The sequence below is a fragment of the Fontibacillus forbon genome, assembly GCF_046559655.1.
Taxonomy (GTDB): domain Bacteria; phylum Bacillota; class Bacilli; order Paenibacillales; family Paenibacillaceae; genus Fontibacillus.
The window spans coordinates 639,498-661,501 of sequence record NZ_JBKGFV010000002.1; the positions used below are offsets into that span (position 1 = coordinate 639,498).

Consider the following 22,004-nt stretch of genomic DNA (forward strand, 5'->3'; position numbering starts at 1 on the left):
CTATGTCCACCTCCAACCGGCAGGATATTCATTTTTGAGCAGGCCGTCCTGCCATTTGCCCCAGCCAAGGGAATAACCGTCAACCGTAATTAGTACATATCCCTTCGGCTTTGTTTCCGGAGTACGGGAAACCCGCGATTCCGGGATCTCCAGCGTCTCTCCTTTTAAGTACCGCACGGCTTCCCCGTCCGCTAACGACAGGTTCAATACCCTCCGTGCCTCTGATGGATTCAGCGCGGCTGCCAGCGGATGACCAGGCTGGAACCGACCGTTCTTTACCGTGCCTACATACCAGCCGGGTCGAACAGTTTTCAATCCATGAAGCTGCTGTTTGCTCAGAGGAGATACATAGATATGACCGCCAAAAAGAAGCGCATCTCCCTCCGGTGCGGAACATAGCTGCTCCGCCGCAAAAGTATGCCAGCCCTCCAGCATCTCGCGCTCGTCCGGTTCTTTTTTGCCGGTGTTCCTTGCATTAACGATTTTCTCCTGCTTGCGCGCTTTACCGGACCGGCTATCAAGCCGTCGATGCGGCTGCTCCCGGACTGCGACCGGCTGCTCAAGTTGCTCGACAGAGCCCTTATGCCTTAATACGGCGATAAAGTGTCCTTCCCCCTCCACCTTATGCGGCCAGAGTCTTCCGCAGCCGGCGGTTTGCGCCATCGCCTCTTCCGATATTTCCGGCAGCGGAACCCCTTGCCCACCTAGGGTCAATCCGCTTCCGCCTTCCGCCAGCAAGGCAAGCCAATCCGGCCGCCCCGGAGAAAAACCGGCTTGCTCCGGCAACGGAACAACCTCAAAGTCGGGATGATGTTGTATAAATTCTGCGATGCTCGCCTCGTTTTCTTCCGGAGCGAACGTACAAGTGGAGTAAACGATTCTTCCGCCCGGCGACAGCAGATCGGCCGCTGTTTTTAAAATATCCCGCTGCATCAGCGTGCATTTCGCTACCGAATGCCGTTCCCACTGCCGGGCCATATCTTCATCCTTACGGAACATGCCTTCACCGGAACAGGGGGCATCGATCAGAATTTTGTTAAAAAACCGGGGGAGCGCCTCGGCTATTCTTTCCGGCGTTTCGTTGAGCACCACGGCATTGCGAACTCCATACAGTTCCATGTTTTTGGCCAGCGCCTTCGTCCTGTCCGCACTGATGTCATTCGTGACCAGCAGCCCTTCACCCTTCAGCTTGGCCGCAATCTGAGTGGATTTTCCGCCAGGAGCAGCGCACAGGTCAAGTACCCGATCCCCGGGCTCCACGTTCAGCACTTCGGCGGGAGCCATCGCGCTTGGCTCCTGAATATAATAAAGTCCGGCATGATAATAAGGGTGCTTGCCAGGCTTCAAGCCTTCGTCCACATAAAAGCCTGTACCGCACCAAGGGATCGGCCTCAGCTGAAACGGTGAAATCGCGCGGAAGTCATCCTCACTGATTTTCAATGTATTTACCCGGATGCCCGCATACCTCGGCTTGTCGTAGGAAGACAAAAATGAATTATATTCATCGCCCAGCAGGGCTTTCATTCGATTCAAAAAAGCAATTGGTAATTGTACCGCCATAATCTACCTTCCATTCTGCAGGTCTGGTGCCTTTTTCCGGCAAACCTATTGTAACATAAGACTTACGGTACCAAATAATCAAAGCATCGTACGACAAAATGCAGCCGCTCCTATCTGGGAGCAAGCTGCATTATCATTCACACGGCGGGCTTCATTCCCGTCTTTTATTGGCTTCCCGCGCCTCATGCTTTGCCCCGCGGCGCGGCCCGCGCTGCTGCGGAATATTCGGGGCGATATCCGGCGAGCTTATCTCGACGGCCGAGATAAGCTCGGGATCGATCAGTTTGATGTTTAAATCGTAATACTCGAACGGCACCTGTTCATAATTCTCGAGCCTGCTTGCATAAGCGGAAGTCTCATTGCGTAGCCGTTCCAGATCGATGCCGAGACTGTCCGGAGGATACGGTGCAAGTTTTTCCGCGGCGGAACGCAGCATTTTTCTTCCACCGGTGATGTTCCCGTTACGGAAATGGTACAATCCGACGGCCACCTGCAACAAGCCTTTATATAAAGGGGCTCTGCCTTGCTTAAGCCACAATTCCTCCAGCACTTCATGGCATTCGAAATAGTCCCGGTCCCGGTTAAAATAGATCAAATACGCCACATATAGCGGCTCATAATTCATCTCCGGGCTCCTCCACTTTTTTGGAGGCCTTGATCAGCCCTTTGACCCCGACCAGCAGATCTTTCATCCCTTCCATATCCCTGGCTTCCCACAGACGGTTAAACCGTTCCTGCGCATCGATCGCCTCGGAAACGAGATGATAGAAATAAAGCTGATGAATCGCCGCAAGCAAGAGCGACACTATGTTGGAGTCGTCTTCAAAGCTCTTTTGCGCAATCAGAATCTCCTGGCGGATACTGGACATTTCATTATCAAGCACGTTGGCCGCTTCGGCCGCTTTTTTCAACCGTTTCCGCATCTCGTCGGGCAGGCTCTCTTTATACTTATAATTCAGGGAGTGCTCGATCGTTGCCCAGAAATTCATGGCGAGCGTCCGGATCTGAATTTCGGCGAGTACGTTTTTTTGACCCAGTGCCGTTTGCACCGGGTATTCCACGATCATATGGAAGCTGCGGTATCCGCTTTCCTTGTAGTTCGTGATGTAATCTTTCTCGAATAACACGCTCAAATCCTTGCGCATCCGGATATATTGCGCCACGCGGCGGATATCTTCCACGAATTGGCACATGATGCGAATACCTGCGATATCCTCGATTCCCGTTTCCAGATCATCCATGGAGACGTCCAATCTTTTGGCTTTATCGAGAATGCTGGAAATTTTCTTGACCCTGCCGGTCACGAATTCAATCGGAGCGTATTCCTCACGCTTCTTTAACTCGGACCGCATTGTTTTGAATTTAACCTTTAATTCCTCAACCGTTTGTTCATACGGAAGCAAAAAAGTACTCCAATCCCTACTGTCCATGCGTGTGCCTCCTGTCTTCTCTAGCCGCTTAGCGATGGTCGGCCCCGACCGCCTCGGAAATATGGGCGAAGCCATCCCGTTTCAGTAGTTCCCGCAATCCGCGATGGAGCTTGCGGTTGATTTCCGGGCCTTCGTAAATCAAGGCCGTATATATCTCGACCAGGCTGGCACCGGCAGTAATCTTCTCATAGGCGTCGGCAGCACTAAAAATGCCGCCCGAACCGATAATCGGCAGCTTGCCGCCGGTCTGCCGGTAAACCCGCGAAATGATGTCCGTAGACCTTTCGCGCAGCGGCTTGCCGCTGAGGCCTCCGGTTTCTTTGGCATTAACGTGGGTCAGCCCGTCACGGGATATCGTGGTGTTGGTCGCGATCAAGCCGGAAACGCCGCTCTTTTGAATCGTATCGACCATATATTCCAGCTCATCAAAGCTGACATCCGGTGCGATCTTTACAAGCACCGCTTTGCCCGCTCCGTGGCGCTTGGCCTGGACCGCCATTTCTTCCTTTACCGCATCCAGAAGTACCGACAACTCGTTCCCATGCTGCAGATTACGTAAATCCGGCGTATTCGGTGAACTGATATTCACGACAAAAAAATCGGCGTACGGATACAGCACGGATATACATTTCTTATAATCCAAATGGGCGTCTTCATTCGGAGTAGCCTTGTTTTTTCCGATATTGACCGCGACCGGAATCGGACGCTTCTTCAGTGCGGCAAGCCGCTCCGCCATCTGTTCGGCACCGTGATTGTTAAATCCCATGCGGTTAATTAAAGCCTCTTCCGGGGGAAGCCGGAACAACCGCGGCAATTCATTGCCCGGCTGGGCTTTGGGCGTAACGGTACCCACTTCCATAAACCCGAATCCGATGGCGGAGAAACCTTCTACCGCTTCGGCATTTTTATCAAGTCCTGCCGCAAGTCCTATCGGGGAAGGAAAATGAACGCCGAATAAATCCGCGGACAATTCCTGCGCCTGTGAAGTTCCATACATGCCGCGCATCAGCGAAACCATGCCCGGGACTTTAGCCGCTGTATGTAGACCGCCGATCACAAGATGATGGGCTTTTTCCGGATCCAATTTAAAAAATACGGGTTTCCCCAAATGGCGATACAACACTGGTTACTTCACTCCGTTCGTCTCTGTGCTCACATAAAACTCCATATCCAGTTTAGCGGTTTCCGGCGCAAAAGAAAAGTTTATCTGTGCAGGAAATGCGTGATCGGGGATATAGTATTTTCTTATGAAAGCCATTACAATGGAGGAGTATACTCCTGTTATGAAGGAAGGGGAATAACCGATGTCAACCAAACGGAAACCGCCAACACTGCAGCAAAAAAAGGATGAAGTCAACAAAAAAGCACTTATATGGACAGGCTCGGTCGTGGCCGCTCTAATTATTATAGTTGCCGCCGTGATCGTAATTACGCAAATTTAATCCAGCCAGTGATATGTACGGTGGGGATTGCTCTGATCCTGACGGTCGCCCAAGGCAAACCGCTTTTCGGGAACCGATTCCAGCTTCGGAAGAATCCCCTTTCCTATCGTTACTTTCGTCCCTTTAGGAACCAAATCAAACAATTCCTCCACATCCTGCTTGGACATCCTGACACAACCCAGCGATTGATCCTTGCCGATACTATCCGGTTCATTCGTCCCGTGAATCGCATAATTCGTGTCCGATAGCTGCATGCCGCGACTGCCGAATTCCCCATCATCCCGTCCGTTCGGATTCACGACTTTATCCGTAATCCGGTACGTCCCTTCCGGAGTTTTATCCCCGCCTAGCCCGACCTTATAACTTCTAATTATGATGTTTCCGCTTACGACCGCAAGCGTATGATGCTTCGTATCCACGATCACTTCCAGCGGCTTGTCAAAAAAAGGATCTACCCCGGGAAGAAATGCAGCGTTTTTGCCATCTTCCTTAGCAACCTGCAATCCCGTAGCGCCTTCTCCCGCTTTTCCACCCTTAAGCTGCTTCAGCTTCTCAAGCATCGGTTTGAACGCTTCCTTCATGACCGGATTGCTGCCAGCGATCCAATTATCGGGAAACGATCCCGTCAAATCCTTCAAATCTGCCGGCCATTGGCCCTTCTGAAGCTTATATTGCTGCATCGCCGAAGAGAGCAGGGCCAACGACTCCTGACGCGCGGTCCATTCTGCTGCGCCCAGCTGCAGCTCCGACGCATCGGGCGGCGTACAGTCGCAAGCTTTAGCATCGTAGGACTGGATCGCCGCAGCCCCCGTTTCCGGGCTTTGTTTTACCCCGTAAACGACCGGCATGTCGTCCGACCAGAGCGCCCACTTTCCGGACCGCTTCATCCCGAGCACCGCGGTTTCCAATGCAGCGCGATCCTTCCCTTCGTCAAAAAGGCTGCCCAGTGCCTTCTGCCTGACCGTAGCGTCGCCGAAATAAGGTTTGGCCGTATAGGCCAGCTCGATCACCGGCGGTTTGTCCTGCAGTCCATCAGATTGCTTTGGAGGTTTGGCAGCGTCCTGAACAACCGGATTTTCATTTCCGGATCCGGGTTCATCCTTCTGATTGTTTTCGGCAGCGTTTGCAGGCATTTCCTTTCCTGGAGCGTGCGCGGACGGCAACCAAACTACCAAGAGCAACATTAGAGCAATCCCCGCTTTACGCAGATAATTGTGGCGCTTTTCCTTGCGTCTGGATTCCAGCAGCAGGTTTTCCTGATATTCCTTCCACAAATCGGCAGGCATTTTGCTCGATTCAAAGGCCTCAAATACGCTTCCCGCCTGAATGTAGCAATAGTGCGCTTTGCCTTCCTGCCCGTTTGCTTCATATTCTTTGCCCAGCAAATACCAGGCCATTTTATTTTTCGGGTGGTTTTCCACGTATTTCTTGAGGTAAGCCGAGTTACTCATCGAAATCCTCCACATGGACAAATTAGCATTCTGCTACTAATTATATCGGTAAACAAAACCCGGTTGCTAAGAATCATGAGCCGGTGGATAAAAATCACTACTTAGGACCTAAAACAATGTCGAAAGACATGAAAAAACACCCCCCGATATCAAAACGGAGAGTGCTTTGAGCAGTCATATCTGCCGATGTCGGACTAGCCTTCTTTATTAAAAGGAGCGTCCGCAATCTTGATGGAATCCGTTGGGCATCCATCACAAGCGTCCTGAAGATCATCGAACAAATCTTCCGGAATTTCGGTCACGCCACGGTTGGCGTCGCTGTTATAAATGACTTCGGCCAAGCCCTCATCATCGTAATCGTAAATATCCGGTGCCGTTGCGCCGCAAGCGCCGCAAGCGATGCAAGTGTCTTTTTCAACCCAAGTATATTTAGCCATCTTTTCTGCCTCCTGAATAAACGGTACAAGTCCGGTGCTAAGTTTAGTTTGTCACCAAGTTCAATATAATATAAAGTGAAGTCAATTTCAATTCAATTTCCGTATTATACCAATCGAAAATCAGGATTCATCTTCCGATTTCCGCAGAAAATCGGTCTGCAGGGAAGTCCCGCGAATTTTGTGATTCCGGATCAGCGCCGAAGGATCATCGGTCAGCATTCCTGCCGTCAAAACCGCATTCTCGCCAAATTTATCACGCAGCAAGTCCATTGTTTTGGTCAAGGATTCCTTCCGGGGTTGCTGCTCATAATCAAACAGATCGAGCTGCAAAGCGGACTCCTCTTTTGTCACCAGATTTTGCAGGGTAATGCCAAGCAGACGGACAGGTTTGTCTTCACTCCAGTGCTTTCGGTACAATTCGCACGCTTCCCGGTACACGTCTTCCGCCCGGTCGATGACCGTCTCCAGACTTTGTGAACGGGTTATCGTCTTCATATCCGGCGTACGGATCGTAATCTGCACCGTTTGTGCTACCAGCTTTTGCCGCCGCAACCGCCTTGTGACCTGGTCGGCCAAATTCAGAAATACCCGCTGAACCTTTTCCATCCGGCTAATATCCCGCGGCAAGGTCGTCGTGTGGCCGACAGACTTGTTCTTCTCATGATCCTCGCGGACAGGAGAATCATCCAGCCCGTGTGCGGCCTGCTTCATCCAGTGACCCGCCACGCCAAATTTCTCCGCCAGAAGTACCTCGTCTGCCGCAGCAAGTTGTCCGATCGTATAAATTCTCATCTTCTTCAGTTTTTCCGCCGTTTTGTTTCCGATCCCGAACATTTCATTGCACGGCTTATCCCACAACAGCGCAGGAACATCGCGGATTCGCAGCACCGTAATTCCGTTCGGCTTCTTCATATCGGAAGCCATCTTGGCCAGCAGCTTGTTCGGTGCAACCCCGATAGAACAAGGCAATCCAAGTTCATCGGAAATCCTGGATTGAATTTCATGGGCGATGTCCAGCGGAGTTCCGAATTGCTTCGAGCCGGTGATATCGAGATAGCATTCATCAATCGAAACCGCCTGGAGCAATGGCGTATAACCGTAAGCAATATCCATAAACGCTCTGGAATATTTCCGGTACAAGTGGAAGTCCGGTTTGATCACGATCAGCTCGGGACATTTCTTCAATCCCTGGCTAACGGTCATTCCGGTGGATATCCCCCGTTTCCGGGCCGCATAGGAACAAGTAACGATCACGCCCTTGCGCAGTTCAACGCTTCCCGCTACCGCCGTTGGCTGGTTCCGGTACTTCTCAGGCTCCTCCGCTTCGTGTACGGAGCAGTAAAATGCGTTCATATCGACATGCAGCACGACCCGGCCGCGGGCGGGATAGTATTCATCGATATTGCCTGACACGTTCAAGACCTTCCCCTCATCTATCATTCTGCATCCAGCATACCCCTTTGCCCGAGTACCGGTCAACATTGCTACTAGTCTTTCCTGACAGGGTTTTCATTAAGAATAACCTGCCGTATCCGGAATCGAGCACTCGACGTTTTTGAACTCCGCCAAAAACCGTGTTACATTTAAAAAAACAAATGTTATAATTAGAAATTATACCAAAACGGAGCTTGCTTCTGAGGACATCTAAAAGGGGGAGACATCCATCATGTCAAAGGCTTTATCCATCTTCGACACTACATTGCGAGACGGTACGCAGGGCGAGGGCATTAGCCTGTCCGCAGACGATAAGTTGAAGATAGCAAAGAAGCTGGATCAACTGGGTGTCCATTATATCGAAGGCGGAAACCCGGGAAGCAACAGTAAAGATATCGAATTTTTCAAACGCGTGCAGGAGTTTGGCCTATCCGCCAAAATTACGGCTTTCGGCAGTACGCGGCGCAAAGACAGCATAGCGGAACATGACGCCAATTTGAAGCGCGTGATCGAATCCGGTGTTCAGGCGGCGACGCTCGTCGGGAAATCCTGGGATTTCCATGTTCATACCGCCCTGCAAACTACGCTGGACGAGAACCTTGCGATGATCTACGATTCCGTTTCCTATTTGAAGCGTCATGGACTGGAAGTTATTTTTGATGCCGAGCATTTCTTCGACGGCTACAAGAACAATCCGGAATACGCGCTTGCGGTCATGCGCAAAGCGGAAGAAGCAGGCGCGGATTGGCTGACGATGTGCGACACGAACGGCGGCACCATGCCGCACGAAGTACATGACATCGTCAGCGTGCTTGCCGGCCGGGTTACCACCTCTCGCCTGGGCATTCATACGCACAACGACTGCGAACTTGCGGTCGCCAACTCCCTTAGCGCCGTTCGTGCCGGAGCGGAGCAAATCCAGGGGACGATGAACGGGTACGGCGAACGCTGCGGCAACGCCAATCTGTGTTCCATCATCCCGAACCTCCAGCTCAAGCTCGGGTACGAAGTGCTGGAGCCCGAGCGTTTGAAGCAACTGACCAACACGGCCCGCTACGTTAGCGAAATTGCCAATGTGTACATGCCGATCAATCAGCCGTATGTCGGCACATCCGCTTTTGCCCATAAGGGCGGCATTCACGTCTCGGCAATTCTGCGCGACTCCCGCACTTACGAGCACATCACCCCGGAAACGGTAGGCAACCGCCAGCGGGTGCTCGTCTCCGAACTCGCCGGACAGAGCAACATCCTGTCCAAAGCGCAGGAACTGGGAATTCCGTTCGATCCGGAGAACGAAGAAACGCGCGAAGTCATCTCGAAGATCAAAGACCTGGAGCACCAGGGCTACCAATTCGAAGGCGCGGACGCTTCGCTGGAACTGCTCCTTCGGGAAGCCAACGGAGATCTAAAAGAATTGTTCGTGTTCGAATCGTTCAAGATGCTGGTCGAGAAGTCCGCCGGCAAACCGGTTATTTCCGAAGCCTTCGTCAAGCTGAATATCGACGGAACAAGCATCTATACGGCCGCCGAAGGAAACGGACCGGTGAATGCGCTTGATAATGCGCTACGCAAAGCGCTTATCACATATTACCCCGGCCTGCAGGAAATACACTTGTCCGATTATAAAGTCCGCGTACTCGACGACAAGGATGCGACGGCTTCCAAAGTTCGAGTGCTTATCGAATCCCGGGATTTTGAAAACTCCTGGAGTACGGTCGGCGTTTCCGGCAACGTCATTGAAGCGAGCTGGGAAGCGCTGGTGGACAGCCTTCGTTACGCCCTGATCGGACAAACGAAACGCGAGGACTACACCGAAATTCCGTCGGCTGCACGGGGTTTGGTCAATCATTAAACACACCCAAAAAACGTCAGATGAAGGCTATCCCTTCTCTGACGTTTTTTAATGACTGCATCTACATCCGCTACACATTCAACAGCTTTTTGATTTTGGCCTCCAACTCTTCCTTCGATAGCGTGCCGACAATTACATCCTGTACCTTCCCGTTCTCGTCGATCAGAACATTCGTCGGAAAAGCAATGCCGTTAAACTTTCTGTATAACTCCTCTTTCTCATCCAGAAGAACCGGGAAAGTATACCCGTAATTTTCAACAAATTCCTTTGCATTGTCCAGTTTGTCGTAAAAGGTGACATTCACCGCATAGACATCAAGCTGGCTATCGTATTTTTTCGCCAGATTCACCAGGTCCGGGGCTTCTTCTTTGCACGGATCGCACCAGGAAGCCCAAAAATTGAGAAGTAACGGCTTATCCCGCTTCCCTCCAATCTCATAGGTTTTCCCGTCCAGCCCGGCGAGTGAAAATTCCGGCGCGGGCGTTCCCGGTTTCGGAGCGCTTTCGGCCACCAGGGCGCTTACCGATGTTCCCGATTCCGCCTCCGTCGCGGAAGTTTCGCCGCTTCCGAACCAAGACTTGATTTCCTGATCGTAATTTTCGTATAAGGCGGCTGCCAGCAAGACCAATAGACCGGCCAGAATCCATCCGTTTCGTTTCATATAACGACTTCCTTTATGTTATGTTGTATACAAAGCTTGAATTTGTGGTTCCTGTTCTATTGTACCCCGTTTCCTCGAATAGTTACAATTTAAGATGAAAGGAGACTTCCGATGACCGGATTCAATCACGCCGACTCATTCCCTACTCTGCTTCAGCTACCGGCACAAGTCCGGACCCTACTGGAAAAAGATTTCGATGACCGCTTTCCTATGGAAGCTTGCGGAGCGTTCTTTGGGCACCTGACCACGGAAACCGTGATCGCCGAAAATTACTTGCCGCTATCCAATATCGCAGAAAATCCCCGGCATGCCTTCGCCTTCGATCCCGTCGAATGGGTGCGATGCTGTTACGCCCCCGATTTGATCGGCATCTATCATTCGCATCCGACATCACTGCCGGTCCCGTCTGCGCTGGACATCCAGCAGCTTCAACATTTCGGCTCCCTTATTTCCGTGTATCTCATCGGGAGCCGGAGCACAACTCCCTGGGATATATGGAACGGTAACAAGGAAAAACCGTCCGGCGATATCCCGGACGGCTTCCATGTTCAAGCTTATTCGGTTGTCAGGCCAAACAACGAACCCTTCTCTCTTTATAACCTGCTCATGTCTTGCTGAGAAAGCTGTAAAGGTCTCCAAGCGTAATGACTCCCCGGTCTTTTAGCCGTCCGATCATGATCTTCCATAATCCGGCAGTCATTTTAGCATCTTCCAACGCATGATGACGCTGCAAAATCGGAAGATCATAGGCGTTAAGCCAGTCATCGAGCGAAGAGATCCTTCGTTCCGGCTCCAGTTTTTGCGCGATCATCATCGTATCGAGCACGCGATGTCCCAAATGGGCCTTCGTCGTCTTCCACAAAGCCACATCCAAAAACGCTTTATCATGCGCACTCCCGTGAGCAATTAATACCCGGTCATCGACAAATGCCATGAATTCACGCAGTGCCTGAAGCAGCGGCGGCGCATCCTGCACCATCTCCGGCGTAATACCAGTCAGCTCCACAATGCGTTCCGGAACCGAACAGGCTGGTTTGCATAACGAATAATAAACTTCTCCCGTAATCTCTTCTCCATCCACCTTGACGGTGCCGAAAGACAAAATCTCATCCCCGTAATGATAGTGAAATCCCGTCGTTTCCAGATCAAACACCGCAGTCTTCAATTGGCTGAGCGGAATATGAAGCGTCTCCGGCCGGCGTTGTCCCTTGGTCAGCGAGCGCACAAAAGCGATCTGCTGGGCGCTGGGCGCTCCGAGCATGGAAGCGATCCGTGGGGAGATCCCTCCGCCCTTGAGTGCATCCCAAAATCCGCCGTTTCCCTTCATCGGTTCCTTCATAGCCATTTCCTTTCCGCATATCTTTGCTGACGCTGCAAGGTACGGTACATCAGTTTAACCGTTCCAAGCGCTTCCCGCAGCTCGCGTCTGATTTCTTTCTGTTTCAATATAGCTTGAGGCAAATATCCGGTTCCCGACACCATTCCGCTTTCTTCTATATAAGAGGTCATCGATCTGAACCTCAATGCGGTATGAAACGCCTGCAGGCAAGATTCCAGCCACCGGAAGGGCGCGACTTCAAGCTGATTCAGCTGAGCCAGCCGTTCCTGAGTCGATGAGGCGTTAATGCCGTATTCCACAGCCAAATACCGGACCGCATTGACAATAGGAAGATATAGCCCGTATTTTACGTCAAAATCACCGGCATGTTCACCGGTCTGTTCCGTAATCACCTGCCCCAAAACATTCAACGCCGCTTTGTGACGAACGGTATTTCGCAGCACGGCTGCGGCAAGATTTTGTTCCGGAGAAGAGGTTTGTTCGAAGATTTCATGCATGGATTGGCGCACCTTGCGGGAAAGGCTTATGTCACCAGAGACATGTCGCAAATCCGCTGCGATCATTAGATACCTTACCTGTTCCCAGCCAAGCTGCTCTCTCCAGGTTTCAAGCTGCGCTTCCCATTCCAGGGCGGTCTTTCGCCATAACGGATTACTAACCATCACATTTCCCGGACAAGGCGGGTAACCTGCCTCTTCAAGAATTTGCGAAAGTCTGAGTCCGAATTGGTCAAAGTAGGTTTTAGTCCTTCCTTCCGGTTCTTCGCTTGTTCCGATAATCAGGCCGTTATCCTGATCGCTCCAAAGCGTTTGTTCTTCCCTGCCGGCACTGCCGAAGGCCACGAACGCATATGAAGCAGGAGGAGAGCCGAAGCCCTCCTCGATGAACTGCTCTTCACATAAATTCACTGCCCTCGACATCACGGCATCTTGAAGTTCTCCGGCTTCCCGGTTCCACTCTTCGATCTTTGTAGATGTAAACCTGTCATACAGACGTGTTTGCTCCTCTAATCGCGCCGACCTAAGCAGCTCTGGAGTGGAAGCCGACCGGATCGCTTGAAAACTGACATGGTTCATCGCCGTTTCGTATCTCATAGGCCGACTCCCTTTCTTTCATAGATGATTAGCCTTTGATGCGTAGCACTTACAATGCTGTATCGTTCTTCACGATTCGAGGTCCGTCTGCCACAGTCTTCGCGCCTGGAGTTGCAGAACCTTGATTCAACAAACTCATTTGTTCCGGATAACCGTAGGTTCCGTGTTCGCTGATATCCAGACCCATCATTTCTTCTTCTTCCGTAACGCGCAGTCCCATCACCCATTTCATGCCACCGAGCAGCAGGAACGAAATCGCGAGTACGAATGCGAATGTACCGATAACCCCCAGGAGCTGTACACCCAATTGTCCGAATCCGCCGCCGTAGAAGAGGCCTGCCGAACCTACTCCAGTCTTGTCGGCCAGTTCAGGCGTAGCGAACAATCCAGTAGAAATTGCACCCCAAACCCCGGCGATACCATGTACGGAGAATGCATAGATCGGATCGTCAAGTCCTGCACGTTCAAACCATCTTGCTGTAAAGAATGTCAATACGCCGGCCACAGCACCTATTACAATGGAAGCCCAAGCTTCGACAAAGGCACAAGAGCCTGTAATTGCAACAAGTGCGGCAAGCACCCCGTTAAGCATGCTTGGAATATCCGACTTACCCATGACAGCCCACGAAATGAGCAACGCCGCTACGGCACCTGCTGCTGCCGCAAGGTTTGTTGTGAGCAAGACATAACCGAAGAATCCATCATTCAACGGAGTTAAAGCACTACCCGGGTTAAAACCAAACCATCCAACCCAGAGAATAATTACACCTAGTACGGTCAACACTTGGTTATGACCCGGAATGCTGTTCGGTTTTCCATCTTTATTATACTTGCCAAGACGCGGTTTTAAGAGAATCGTAGCGGCCAATGCGGCCGTTGCACCTGTAAGATGGACAACCGTCGACCCTGCATAATCCTGCATACCCAATGCGCCGAGCCAACCGCCGCCCCACACCCAGTGAGCGACAACAGGATATATAATCGTAAGGAAAAGTGCACCGAAGATGATATAAACGCTAAGTTTTGCACGTTCCGCCATACCGCCGCAGGCAATCGCCAGAGATACAGCGGCAAAAGCCATTTGGAACAGAAACATCAGATTTAATGGAACTCCAATTTCGGAGAATACACTAAATGATCCGATAGCATCTTCCCCGCCGAACAAAAATCCTGTAGTTCCCAGGAAGCTGTTGCCATCCCCGAAAGCGAAACCGAATCCGACCGCCCACCAGACGACGACGGAAATACCCAGCGTGAGTACAGTCTTGCCGGCTACGTGCCCGGCGTTTTTCATTCGAACCGTCCCTGCTTCCAAGAGAGCAAAACCGGCTTGCATAAAGAACACCAGCATGGTTGCCAAGAATACGAACAGAGAATTCAATCCGATTTGGAGAACCGGTGCGGTTATTTCTCCCTCGGCGGCAAATGCCGATACAGGAAATGCAAATGCAGCTAACGCTCCTAATAAACCAAACAACCATTTCTTTTTCATGAGACCCTCTCCTCAATGTCATATTTCCTAACACAAATTAAAATGTTAAGGTGATTATAAGACTAAATATGTTGGTATGACAATAGTTTTTTTGAAAAATACTGAAAAATGCAAATTACATTACATATAGTGTAAACTAACTTACATCTTGTGTCATGTATTGCTGTTTTTTATAGTTTAGTTACTGATAAATATAAAGTATGACGTTTGACTGTACAGTTGTTGTTCGGGTATCATAAATAATGCAAAGATATTACATTCTATAGAATGCAATATCCGCTTCAAAATGGATAAAATGTTGGAGAGAGGTGATCCTATTGGAGTTATAAAACTTTATCGGATCGGAGAACTGGCGAAAGCCGCAGAAGTCAGCGAACGCACCATTGACTATTACACCAAGCTTGGGCTGATCTCAGCTGAGAAACGGACACAGAAAAATTACCGTTTATACAGTTCTGAAACCTTGTCGCGGCTGGAACGTATTAATCAGATGAAGCAGGAAAAATACTCGCTTGAGGAAATCCGTACGAAGTTGGAGCAATGGAATAACGTCACGAATGAAGAGCACGTGACCGAGAAATTAAGTTCGCTCGAACTTCATATGCAACAACTCGAACGTGAAGTGAAGGAACTTGAGCCGCTGATTTCAAGTCTGAAGCCGGGCCAGGCACGTCGGGCATTTTCCAATCTGATGCCGCAAAGTTTGGCTTGCATTGAAGCTCTCCGAATCATACTGAATCACGGCCCTTTCAGTTAAGACGATTTTTCCTGACCTACTTATCTGACTTTCATGGAGGAATAAATCATGTACTCTAATGTAATGCTTATCCCGATATTATTGGCCTTTGGATTGTCATTATGGGCCCAGTTCCGGGTCTCGGGCACGTTCAAGACTTGGGCAAAAGTGCCCAACATGTACGGATTGACGGGTCATGATGCCGCCAGACGCATGCTGGACTCTCATGGACTTTATGATGTACCGATCGAACCGGTTCGCGGCACTTTGTCGGACCACTACGATCCCATTAAGCGGGTGGTCCGTTTATCGGAACCTGTCTATTACGAAAGATCCATCTCGGCCGTCGCGGTGGCCTGCCACGAAGTCGGGCACGCCATCCAGCATAAGGAATCGTATCCGATGCTGGTAATGCGGCACAGAATGTTTCCGTTTGTGAACTTCGCCTCCGGCGTAGCGCCTTTCCTGATCTTGGCAGGCTTCTTGTTCGGAGCTTTCAATTTACTTGGGCTTGGCATTATCTTCTTCTCCGCAGCCGTGCTGTTTCAACTGGTTACACTGCCGGTCGAATTCAACGCCAGCAACCGGGCACGCAAGGTCATGCTGCAACAAGGTTTCGTCACCCATGAAGAAGAGCGCGGCGTAGCGAAAGTACTGAATTCGGCTGCTCTGACCTACGTAGCTGCCGCCTTGATTTCCTTGCTCGAGCTGATTCGTTACATTCTCATGTTCGTGGGAAACCGGGAATAAGAGTATTATATTGCCGATACGTTAACAAGCTCCCTCGCTGTTTTTCACAGCGTAGGAGCTTGTTTTTTGTGAATGCAAAAAAAACCGCCGGTTATTGACTCGGCGGCGTATCGATTTGAAGTCCGAAATATTCCAGCAAAAATACTCTGAACGATTGGGCGACAAGCGGCAGCTTTTCATCCGCACGGTGGATCAGCCCGATCGTGCGGGTCACTTTGGGATCCGAAATACGGACCCGGCTCGGCTGCAGCGAAAAACTTTGAAACAGCGCCATTTCCGGTAACAGGCTTACGCCCATTCCGGCGGCAACCAAACCGCGAATCGTATCGGTTTCCTCCCCTTCAAAAGCTATCTTCGGAGTAAACCCGGCCTCCAGGCATGCCTGCCATACGATCGGCCGAAGCGAATAACCTTTGCTGAACAGAATAAACTTATCGTCCTTAAGCTGGTTCAGTCTGATGCTCTGTTCGCTTGCCAACGGATGACTGGGCGGCATAATTGCAACCAAATCTTCCGTCAGAACCACATTCCCGACCACCTGATCATGATTTTCCGGAAAAGGCGAAATGAATGCCAAATCCACTTCTCCCGAAACCACATCGCGGATCAAGGTAGGATACGTCCCTTGCCTGAAACGGAATTTAACATTGGGATAAAGCTTGCGAAATTCTGCCACTACGCTGGGGATAATATGAATTCCCAGGCTGTTCGGAAAACCGAGACGAATCTCGCCTTGTTCGGGGTCCAAAAATTCATGTACTTCGTTAACCGCACGATCCAAATCTTTCAGAATGGTCTCGACCCGGCTGCAAAACAGCTGGCCAACGGCTGTCAGCTGCAAATTCCTTCCTTTTTGCATAAACAGGTTGACGCCAAGCTCTTGCTCCAATTGGTGTATTTGCCGGCTTACCGCGGATTGAGCCACATGCAGTTCTTCCGCCGCCTGGGTGACGTGTTCTTTCCTCGCCACTTTAAGAAAGTACTGTAATTGTCTTAATTCCACGAATCTGATCGCTCCGTTTCGCATCTGCTCTTAAATCCGAATTAGGGCCGATAAGTATAAAAGGGCTTACATACGAAAAAATAACTATTTCTAACTAAAGTGGTGGGTTATCTCTAATGTACCATGGACCTCCCCGAGGTTCAACGGCGTTTTAACAATCTGATGATGATTCCATAGAGGAAGAATCCCCCAACGAGTCCCCCGAAATGAGCCATCCAGTTCACCTGGGGTACAATGACGGAAAATACGACCCCGATGATCAACAGGCTGTAAAGCGTTTTGCGGGAGCTCTCATCCATCAACTGCCGCTGCAGCAGCGCTATGTACAGAAATGCTCCATAAACCCCATACACGGCCCCGGAAGCCCCTACGGAAAGATGAAGCTCCGTCGACTGGCGGTAGATTTCCAAACTGATCAAATTGCCTATAAGACCACTGCCGATATATAAGAGCGCATAACGCCAATGGCCCAGCAGCCTTTCCAGCGGCGGAGCAAACACCAGAATGGCGAAACAGTTGGAGAACAGGTGCCCGAAGTCATGATGCAAAAACATGGAAGCAAACAACCTCCATGATTCTCCCTCAAAATACGGATCATTGGTAAGAGCCCCGAATCTTAGCTGGGTGTAAGGATTATCTGACCCCCCGTTAAACATGACGAGCACAAACATAAACAGATTGGCGGCCAAGATCAAGCAGGTCACCGGATAGTAACGAAGATAGCTTTTCCAATTCTCATAACGGATAAAAATCATCTGAACCTTCCTTTTCGATCTTTATTTCCCAAAGTTGGACAATCGCTTTTTAAAACGACTATAATTAAGACTGGATAACCCATTATCTCATGTTTAGGAGGAGAATCAAATGACACAAGAACGCGCAAGCGTGGCAACATTCAAAGGCAATCCCATTACGCTAGTGGGGCCGGAATTAAAAGTCGGTGATACTGCACCCGATTTCCGGTTGAATAAAAACCTGCTCGAAGAAGTCACCCTGCAAGACTTTGCAGGCAAAATCAAGCTGATCAGTGTCGTACCCTCCCTGGATACAGGCGTATGCGATGCGCAAACCCGCCGCTTCAATCAGGAAGCCGCCGGCCTTGGCGAAGGCGTGGTCATTCTGACCGTCAGTGCGGACCTTCCATTCGCGCAAGCCCGCTGGTGCGGAGCCGCCGGCGTAGACCGCGTCGTAACCTTGTCCGATTACAAGGACAACGCCTTCGGCAAAGCCTATGGTGTTCTCATCAAGGAATTCGCGCTCGACCAACGCGCCGTTTTTGTCGTCGATCAAGACAACAAAATCCGTTACGTCGAAGTGCTTAAAGAAATGTCCGAGCATCCCGATTATGAGAAACCGGTAGCCGCTGTAAAAGAATTGCTGTCCTGATCCCGGTCTCGGCGTTCGGCAGAACAACAGCGTCTCCGTATGGAATACAACGGTAAACGAAAAGCGAGCGAGGAGGGAAACCCTCCCTGCTCGCTTTTATCATGCAGCGTCATCCTCTAGATGATCAGGACGATACTTTGTACGATGACAGCTTTTTATCCAACATGCCGAACAAATGCAGGATGTTGCGATAGTTAGCCCCCAGATCGCCAAACGATCCGCGAGTGGCAGAATAAATGTCCACCGCGCTGCGCATAGGACCGGTAGACACGATGGAAACCGTAATATCCATCGTACGTCCGAATCCGCTGCGCTTCTCCAGCGTAATTTCCCCAACGGAAGGCACCTCATGAAGCACTTTGTAGCCAGGCACTTTTTTTAGGGTCGAGGAAACTTCCTCCCAAATTTTGTCTTTGGATAATTGATAATATCTTGTTTTTAATTCGGGCATTTTCGCACGATCACTCGTTCCTTCCTGACTGCGAAATATGCCGGCAAGCGTTCTCTTTAGCGACAACCTGTTCTTCCTCCTTTATCCTACTAACACAATCAAGAATGCGATTTCACTTTAGATATAGTTTAACATTGTTGAGTAACAAACAAAAGTCAAGAGATCACTTCAAGCACACAAAAAAGCACTTCAAAGTTTCGGTAATCCGAATTCTTCAAAGTGCCGCATGTTTTAAAAGGAAAGACCCGCCTATGCCGTCCGGTTACATTGTCTCGAACCTGCGTTAGCAGGTGGGTGACCGCAGCGACATTTTTGAAGTCCCCACATCAACATGGATAGGGCCTTTCAGCTATGACGCGATATAGGTCTCCCGAGACTTTGTCATTGGTTCAAAACAACATAGAACCGAAACGTACATCGCAGGACGTAAATTTATTATAAAACTTCATCAGACAAATGTAAACTTGACGATTCAGGAAATTCCATCCAATTCCGAATTTCCGTTATTCTTTTTCCTTTTCTGTTCCCGAAGACAGTTCCAGAGGCGATTCATCGCCATTCTCGCCGTTATTCGAGTCTTCTTCGGCTGCGCGCATCTTTTCGACTTTTTCCTGGACTTTGTTATAAGCCGCATAGAAATTAAAGAAAGCCACAAGCGCGGTCAGACTCGCAAGTCCGAAAAAGATCAGCCAAGGAAAACGGATAGTCAGAAAAACGAGAACCCCGGTGCAAATAACCGTCGAAAGCATCCGGAACGGCTTGAGAATCGTCAGCAATATCGCATTTTTGATCAGCTGGGTGACCTTTAAATAATAGTGGGCCACCATCGAGAAAAAATGGAACAAGGATACCAACAATATCACCAGGAAAACCAGGATGATAATTCCGATAAACTGCAGATTGTTGTTGAACTCCTTCATGTACATCTGGTAATCGACTATCATGATTACAGTAAGCAAAGTGTAGAATATTCCGCCGAACATGCTTTGCTTATAGTTCTCTTTGTACCCTTTGAAGTAAGTCTTGATGATGCTTACATCCGCTTCTCCCATAACCCATTTGCGCGTCACAGAAAACAACGCGGACGTGGCCGGAAACAATGTAAACGGTGCCAAAATCGCCATAGCCCACAGGTTTTGTTTTGAAAAATCCCCTTCTGATAAAAAGAACGCGGTAAACCCAAAAAACAAAGTAGGCAGGGAACAAACCAGCCATAGCAGGTTGCTTCCCGATATTCTCATGATCCATTCCGTAATTTTATAAAATCCACCCATTAAACCTTTAGATTCCAAGTAAAGATCTCCCTCCGCAAGTGATAAGTTTGTCTATATATACTACTATAGCACGATTGCTTCATCACTATCCAGCGCCTATTTTGACGGTTCTAGGTTGCCGTCTAATCTGATACCCTCCCCCTGCATACAATATTACGTAATTTCAACCATTCACAACTTTCAAAGGAGGTAATCTCATGTCCCAGGTAGGAGGATATGGCGGTTTTATGACTTCCACTGGCACGATTCTGGTTTTGTTTATTCTGCTCGTCATCGTCAGCCGGACGATTCTGTATTAATTGAAATAAAACGCAAAGAAGACGAAGTAAGTACTTCGTCTTCTTTGCTTCTATGTCAGGCCCGGTTATTAATTGTCGAACGAGCTGTCGTCACGCTTGGCAGGTCTGCGTTCTCCGCCGTTATAGTTCGAAGTGCGCGGCTTACGGTCCGAGGAAGAGCGGTAGGAATCGCGATTCCCGTCTTTGTTGTAGCCGCCGCCTTTATTTCCATAACCGCCGCGGTTTCCGCCTTCGCGGTTGTCACGGCGCTGATAGCCGCCGCCACCGCCGCTGCGGTTGCCGTAACCGGATGGCTTACGTCCGCTGGAGCGGATATCCGGATTCCGGCGTTTCACGCGAATCGGTTCTTCCGGAGTAAGCTCGATGCTTGTTTTCTCATTCTTTTCGCCGGTGATCAGCTTGAACGCTGCTGCCAGCAGGTTGACCGAATCATATTGCTCCAGGAGCTGGATGGCGATTCCCTTGTATTCGTTCAGTTCAGCTGCTTCAACCAGTTCAAGGATCCGTTCCGCCGTAATGCGCTGTTTGCCTTCAATCGCTTCCGCGATGCTCGGCAACGGTTTGCGGGCGATTTTATGCCGGGTGATCCGCTCGATGAAGTGCAGATGATCGATTTCACGCGGAGTTACGAACGACCAGGCTGCGCCTTCCTTGCCTGCGCGGCCGGTTCTGCCGATCCGGTGAACATAGCTCTCCGGATCCTGCGGCAAGTCGAAGTTAACGACATGCGAAACGCCGGATACGTCGAGACCGCGTGCCGCTACGTCCGTAGCTACGAGCACGTCGATGCTGCCGTCGCGGAATTTTCGCATTACATTATCGCGCTGGTTCTGCGACAAATCCCCGTGCAGCCCGTCAGCGGAATAACCGCGTTTCTGCAGGGCTTCGGACAGTTCGTCTACCCGGCGTTTGGTCCGGCCGAAGACGATGGCCAATTCTGGGGATTCCATATCCAACAAACGGGTCAATGCGTCGAATTTTTGCCGTTCGTGCACTTCAATATAAGCTTGATCAATCAGCGGGGCGCTTACTTGTTTAGGGATAACGGATACATGCTCGGGATTTTTCAGGAACTGCTGAGCCAACTTCTGGATATTCGAAGGCATAGTGGCGGAAAATAACATCGTCTGACGCTCTTCGGGAACCAGCTTCAAAATGGATTGAATATCATCCATGAAGCCCATATCCAGCATTTCATCGGCTTCATCCAGCACTACCGTCTGAACATCGTCAAGTTTGATCGTTTTCCGGTTAATGTGGTCCAGCAGGCGGCCCGGAGTACCGATAATGATTTGAGGCTTCTTCTTCAATGCGCGAATTTGGCGAACGATATCTTGACCGCCGTAAATAGGAAGGGAACGCGTACCTTTGAATCGTGCCAGCTTACCGATTTCTTCGGCTACTTGAATGGCGAGCTCACGGGTTGGTGTCATAATTAGCGCAACGATGCGATCTTCTTCTTTAGGAATTCTGTTGATGAGCGGGAGACCGAAGGCTGCCGTTTTCCCGGTACCTGTCTGCGCTTGTCCGATCAGATCGCGCCCGGTGAGGGCAATGGGGATGGATTTGGATTGAATCGGCGTCGCTTCCTCAAAACCAAGTTCCGTAATTGCTTGTAAAACTTTAGGCTCTAGGCCGAAATCTGCAAATGTGTTCAAATTTTTCATACTCCTTCTATATAGTGGACATTCCACAAGCTTGACTGTATTCTTAAGTAGCATTCAAACGTTTATAGACTATCCAATCTCGCCATAAAATTTACATATGAGACTGGAACGCGAGAAAACTTCTGACGGTAAACACCGTTTTAAATGGAAATGGATCCCTACTCAAGAATATCTCAAACATTATAGCACAAAACAGTTTGAGAATACCAGCAAGCAGGTTGGGATACTTCCATATCAAATGTGAGG

23 protein-coding genes and 1 other RNA gene are annotated in these 22,004 nt (G+C 50.0%); 7 read left to right on the forward strand and 17 right to left on the reverse strand.

Annotated features, from left to right (window positions below; genetic code table 11):
- The 4 genes from ACLB09_RS09910 to ACLB09_RS09925 all read right to left on the reverse strand — a co-directional run bounded on the left by ACLB09_RS09910 (nt 1) and on the right by ACLB09_RS09925 (nt 4,113).
- The gene (locus ACLB09_RS09910) at nt 1-1,560 is read right to left on the reverse strand and encodes an RsmB/NOP family class I SAM-dependent RNA methyltransferase (protein WP_410769655.1); all 1,560 of its coding nucleotides are present in this window, start codon (nt 1,558-1,560) and stop codon (nt 1-3) included.
- 151 nt (nt 1,561-1,711) lie between these two features.
- Entirely contained in the window at nt 1,712-2,185 is a 474-nt protein-coding gene (locus ACLB09_RS09915) for a DUF309 domain-containing protein (protein ID WP_410769656.1), read from the reverse strand.
- A complete protein-coding gene (locus ACLB09_RS09920) occupies nt 2,175-2,990 on the reverse strand; it encodes a GTP pyrophosphokinase (RefSeq protein ID WP_114496249.1) in 816 nt (271 codons plus the stop codon). Before ACLB09_RS09920 ends, ACLB09_RS09915 begins: the two co-directional genes overlap by 11 nt.
- A 28-nt stretch (nt 2,991-3,018) precedes the next feature.
- Complete coding sequence (locus ACLB09_RS09925) at nt 3,019-4,113, reverse strand: quinone-dependent dihydroorotate dehydrogenase (protein ID WP_410769657.1); 1,095 nt, start codon at nt 4,111-4,113, stop codon at nt 3,019-3,021.
- A gap of 181 nt (nt 4,114-4,294) precedes the next feature.
- Here ACLB09_RS09925 and ACLB09_RS09930 point away from each other — a divergent pair, with 181 nt between their 5' ends.
- Entirely contained in the window at nt 4,295-4,432 is a 138-nt protein-coding gene (locus ACLB09_RS09930) for a hypothetical protein (RefSeq protein ID WP_410769658.1), read from the forward strand.
- Here the strand turns inward: ACLB09_RS09930 and ACLB09_RS09935 are convergent.
- The 3 genes from ACLB09_RS09935 to ACLB09_RS09945 form a co-directional block, all read right to left on the reverse strand.
- A complete protein-coding gene (locus tag ACLB09_RS09935) occupies nt 4,429-5,883 on the reverse strand; it encodes a L,D-transpeptidase family protein (protein WP_410769659.1) in 1,455 nt (484 codons plus the stop codon). The genes ACLB09_RS09930 and ACLB09_RS09935 overlap by 4 nt on opposite strands.
- A gap of 194 nt (nt 5,884-6,077) precedes the next feature.
- Nucleotides 6,078-6,320 carry a ferredoxin gene (locus ACLB09_RS09940; RefSeq protein ID WP_410769660.1) on the reverse strand — a complete coding sequence of 81 codons (243 nt, stop codon included), beginning with the start codon at nt 6,318-6,320 and terminating at the stop codon, nt 6,078-6,080.
- A gap of 120 nt (nt 6,321-6,440) precedes the next feature.
- A complete protein-coding gene (locus tag ACLB09_RS09945) occupies nt 6,441-7,760 on the reverse strand; it encodes a DNA polymerase IV (RefSeq protein WP_410769661.1) in 1,320 nt (439 codons plus the stop codon).
- A 226-nt stretch (nt 7,761-7,986) separates the two neighbouring features.
- Here ACLB09_RS09945 and cimA point away from each other — a divergent pair, with 226 nt between their 5' ends.
- Complete coding sequence (gene cimA / locus ACLB09_RS09950) at nt 7,987-9,606, forward strand: citramalate synthase (RefSeq protein ID WP_410769662.1); 1,620 nt, start codon at nt 7,987-7,989, stop codon at nt 9,604-9,606.
- A 70-nt stretch (nt 9,607-9,676) separates the two neighbouring features.
- Here the strand turns inward: cimA and ACLB09_RS09955 are convergent, their stop codons facing one another.
- A complete protein-coding gene (locus ACLB09_RS09955) occupies nt 9,677-10,267 on the reverse strand; it encodes a TlpA family protein disulfide reductase (RefSeq protein ID WP_410769663.1) in 591 nt (196 codons plus the stop codon).
- 111 nt (nt 10,268-10,378) lie between these two features.
- On the opposite strand from ACLB09_RS09955, the gene ACLB09_RS09960 reads away from it, so the two are divergent.
- The gene (locus ACLB09_RS09960) at nt 10,379-10,885 is read left to right on the forward strand and encodes a M67 family metallopeptidase (protein WP_410769664.1); all 507 of its coding nucleotides are present in this window, start codon (nt 10,379-10,381) and stop codon (nt 10,883-10,885) included.
- On the opposite strand, the gene ACLB09_RS09965 is transcribed toward ACLB09_RS09960, so the two are convergent.
- From ACLB09_RS09965 to ACLB09_RS09975, 3 genes are read right to left on the reverse strand one after another with little or no spacing between them, the layout of a single operon-like run.
- On the reverse strand, nt 10,872-11,606 hold the full coding sequence (locus tag ACLB09_RS09965; RefSeq protein ID WP_410770066.1) for an exonuclease domain-containing protein: 735 nt from the start codon (nt 11,604-11,606) through the stop codon (nt 10,872-10,874). The two genes, ACLB09_RS09960 and ACLB09_RS09965, sit on opposite strands and share 14 nt — an antisense overlap.
- Nucleotides 11,603-12,700, reverse strand: coding sequence for a DUF294 nucleotidyltransferase-like domain-containing protein (locus ACLB09_RS09970; RefSeq protein ID WP_410769665.1), 1,098 nt, complete (start codon nt 12,698-12,700; stop codon nt 11,603-11,605). The genes ACLB09_RS09965 and ACLB09_RS09970 overlap by 4 nt, the downstream gene beginning before the upstream one ends.
- Nucleotides 12,701-12,749: 49 nt before the next feature.
- Nucleotides 12,750-14,192 (reverse strand): ammonium transporter, encoded by a 1,443-nt coding sequence (locus ACLB09_RS09975; protein WP_410769666.1) that lies wholly within the window; start codon nt 14,190-14,192, stop codon nt 12,750-12,752.
- Between the two features lie 295 nt (nt 14,193-14,487).
- Between ACLB09_RS09975 and ACLB09_RS09980 the strand changes: the two genes are divergently transcribed.
- Together ACLB09_RS09980 and ACLB09_RS09985 are read left to right on the forward strand one after the other, a co-directional pair.
- Entirely contained in the window at nt 14,488-14,949 is a 462-nt protein-coding gene (locus tag ACLB09_RS09980; protein WP_410769667.1) for a MerR family transcriptional regulator, read from the forward strand.
- A 48-nt stretch (nt 14,950-14,997) separates the two neighbouring features.
- A complete protein-coding gene (locus ACLB09_RS09985; RefSeq protein ID WP_410769668.1) occupies nt 14,998-15,678 on the forward strand; it encodes a zinc metallopeptidase in 681 nt (226 codons plus the stop codon).
- Between the two features lie 91 nt (nt 15,679-15,769).
- Here the strand turns inward: ACLB09_RS09985 and ACLB09_RS09990 are convergent, their stop codons facing one another.
- Both ACLB09_RS09990 and ACLB09_RS09995 read right to left on the reverse strand, forming a co-directional pair.
- On the reverse strand, nt 15,770-16,681 hold the full coding sequence (locus ACLB09_RS09990; RefSeq protein ID WP_410769669.1) for a LysR family transcriptional regulator: 912 nt from the start codon (nt 16,679-16,681) through the stop codon (nt 15,770-15,772).
- Between the two features lie 140 nt (nt 16,682-16,821).
- Nucleotides 16,822-17,436, reverse strand: coding sequence for a rhomboid family intramembrane serine protease (locus tag ACLB09_RS09995; RefSeq protein WP_410769670.1), 615 nt, complete (start codon nt 17,434-17,436; stop codon nt 16,822-16,824).
- 109 nt (nt 17,437-17,545) lie between these two features.
- On the opposite strand from ACLB09_RS09995, the gene tpx reads away from it, so the two are divergent.
- Nucleotides 17,546-18,067 (forward strand): thiol peroxidase, encoded by a 522-nt coding sequence (tpx, locus tag ACLB09_RS10000; RefSeq protein ID WP_410769671.1) that lies wholly within the window; start codon nt 17,546-17,548, stop codon nt 18,065-18,067.
- A 124-nt stretch (nt 18,068-18,191) separates the two neighbouring features.
- Here the strand turns inward: tpx and ACLB09_RS10005 are convergent, their stop codons facing one another.
- The 3 genes from ACLB09_RS10005 to ACLB09_RS10015 all read right to left on the reverse strand — a co-directional run bounded on the left by ACLB09_RS10005 (nt 18,192) and on the right by ACLB09_RS10015 (nt 19,810).
- A complete protein-coding gene (locus ACLB09_RS10005; RefSeq protein WP_410769672.1) occupies nt 18,192-18,584 on the reverse strand; it encodes a DUF1499 domain-containing protein in 393 nt (130 codons plus the stop codon).
- Nucleotides 18,585-18,756: 172 nt separating this feature from the next.
- Nucleotides 18,757-18,947, reverse strand: a non-coding RNA gene (gene ssrS, locus ACLB09_RS10010) — 6S RNA.
- A gap of 74 nt (nt 18,948-19,021) precedes the next feature.
- The gene (locus ACLB09_RS10015) at nt 19,022-19,810 is read right to left on the reverse strand and encodes a YesL family protein (protein WP_410769673.1); all 789 of its coding nucleotides are present in this window, start codon (nt 19,808-19,810) and stop codon (nt 19,022-19,024) included.
- Between the two features lie 179 nt (nt 19,811-19,989).
- Here ACLB09_RS10015 and ACLB09_RS10020 point away from each other — a divergent pair, with 179 nt between their 5' ends.
- Entirely contained in the window at nt 19,990-20,091 is a 102-nt protein-coding gene (locus tag ACLB09_RS10020) for a sporulation protein YjcZ (protein ID WP_410769674.1), read from the forward strand.
- Between the two features lie 68 nt (nt 20,092-20,159).
- Here ACLB09_RS10020 and ACLB09_RS10025 read toward each other — a convergent pair whose 3' ends face one another.
- Nucleotides 20,160-21,749: a DEAD/DEAH box helicase gene (locus tag ACLB09_RS10025; protein WP_410769675.1), complete on the reverse strand. Its 1,590-nt coding sequence runs from the start codon at nt 21,747-21,749 to the stop codon at nt 20,160-20,162.
- Nucleotides 21,750-22,004: the final 255 nt, after the last annotated feature.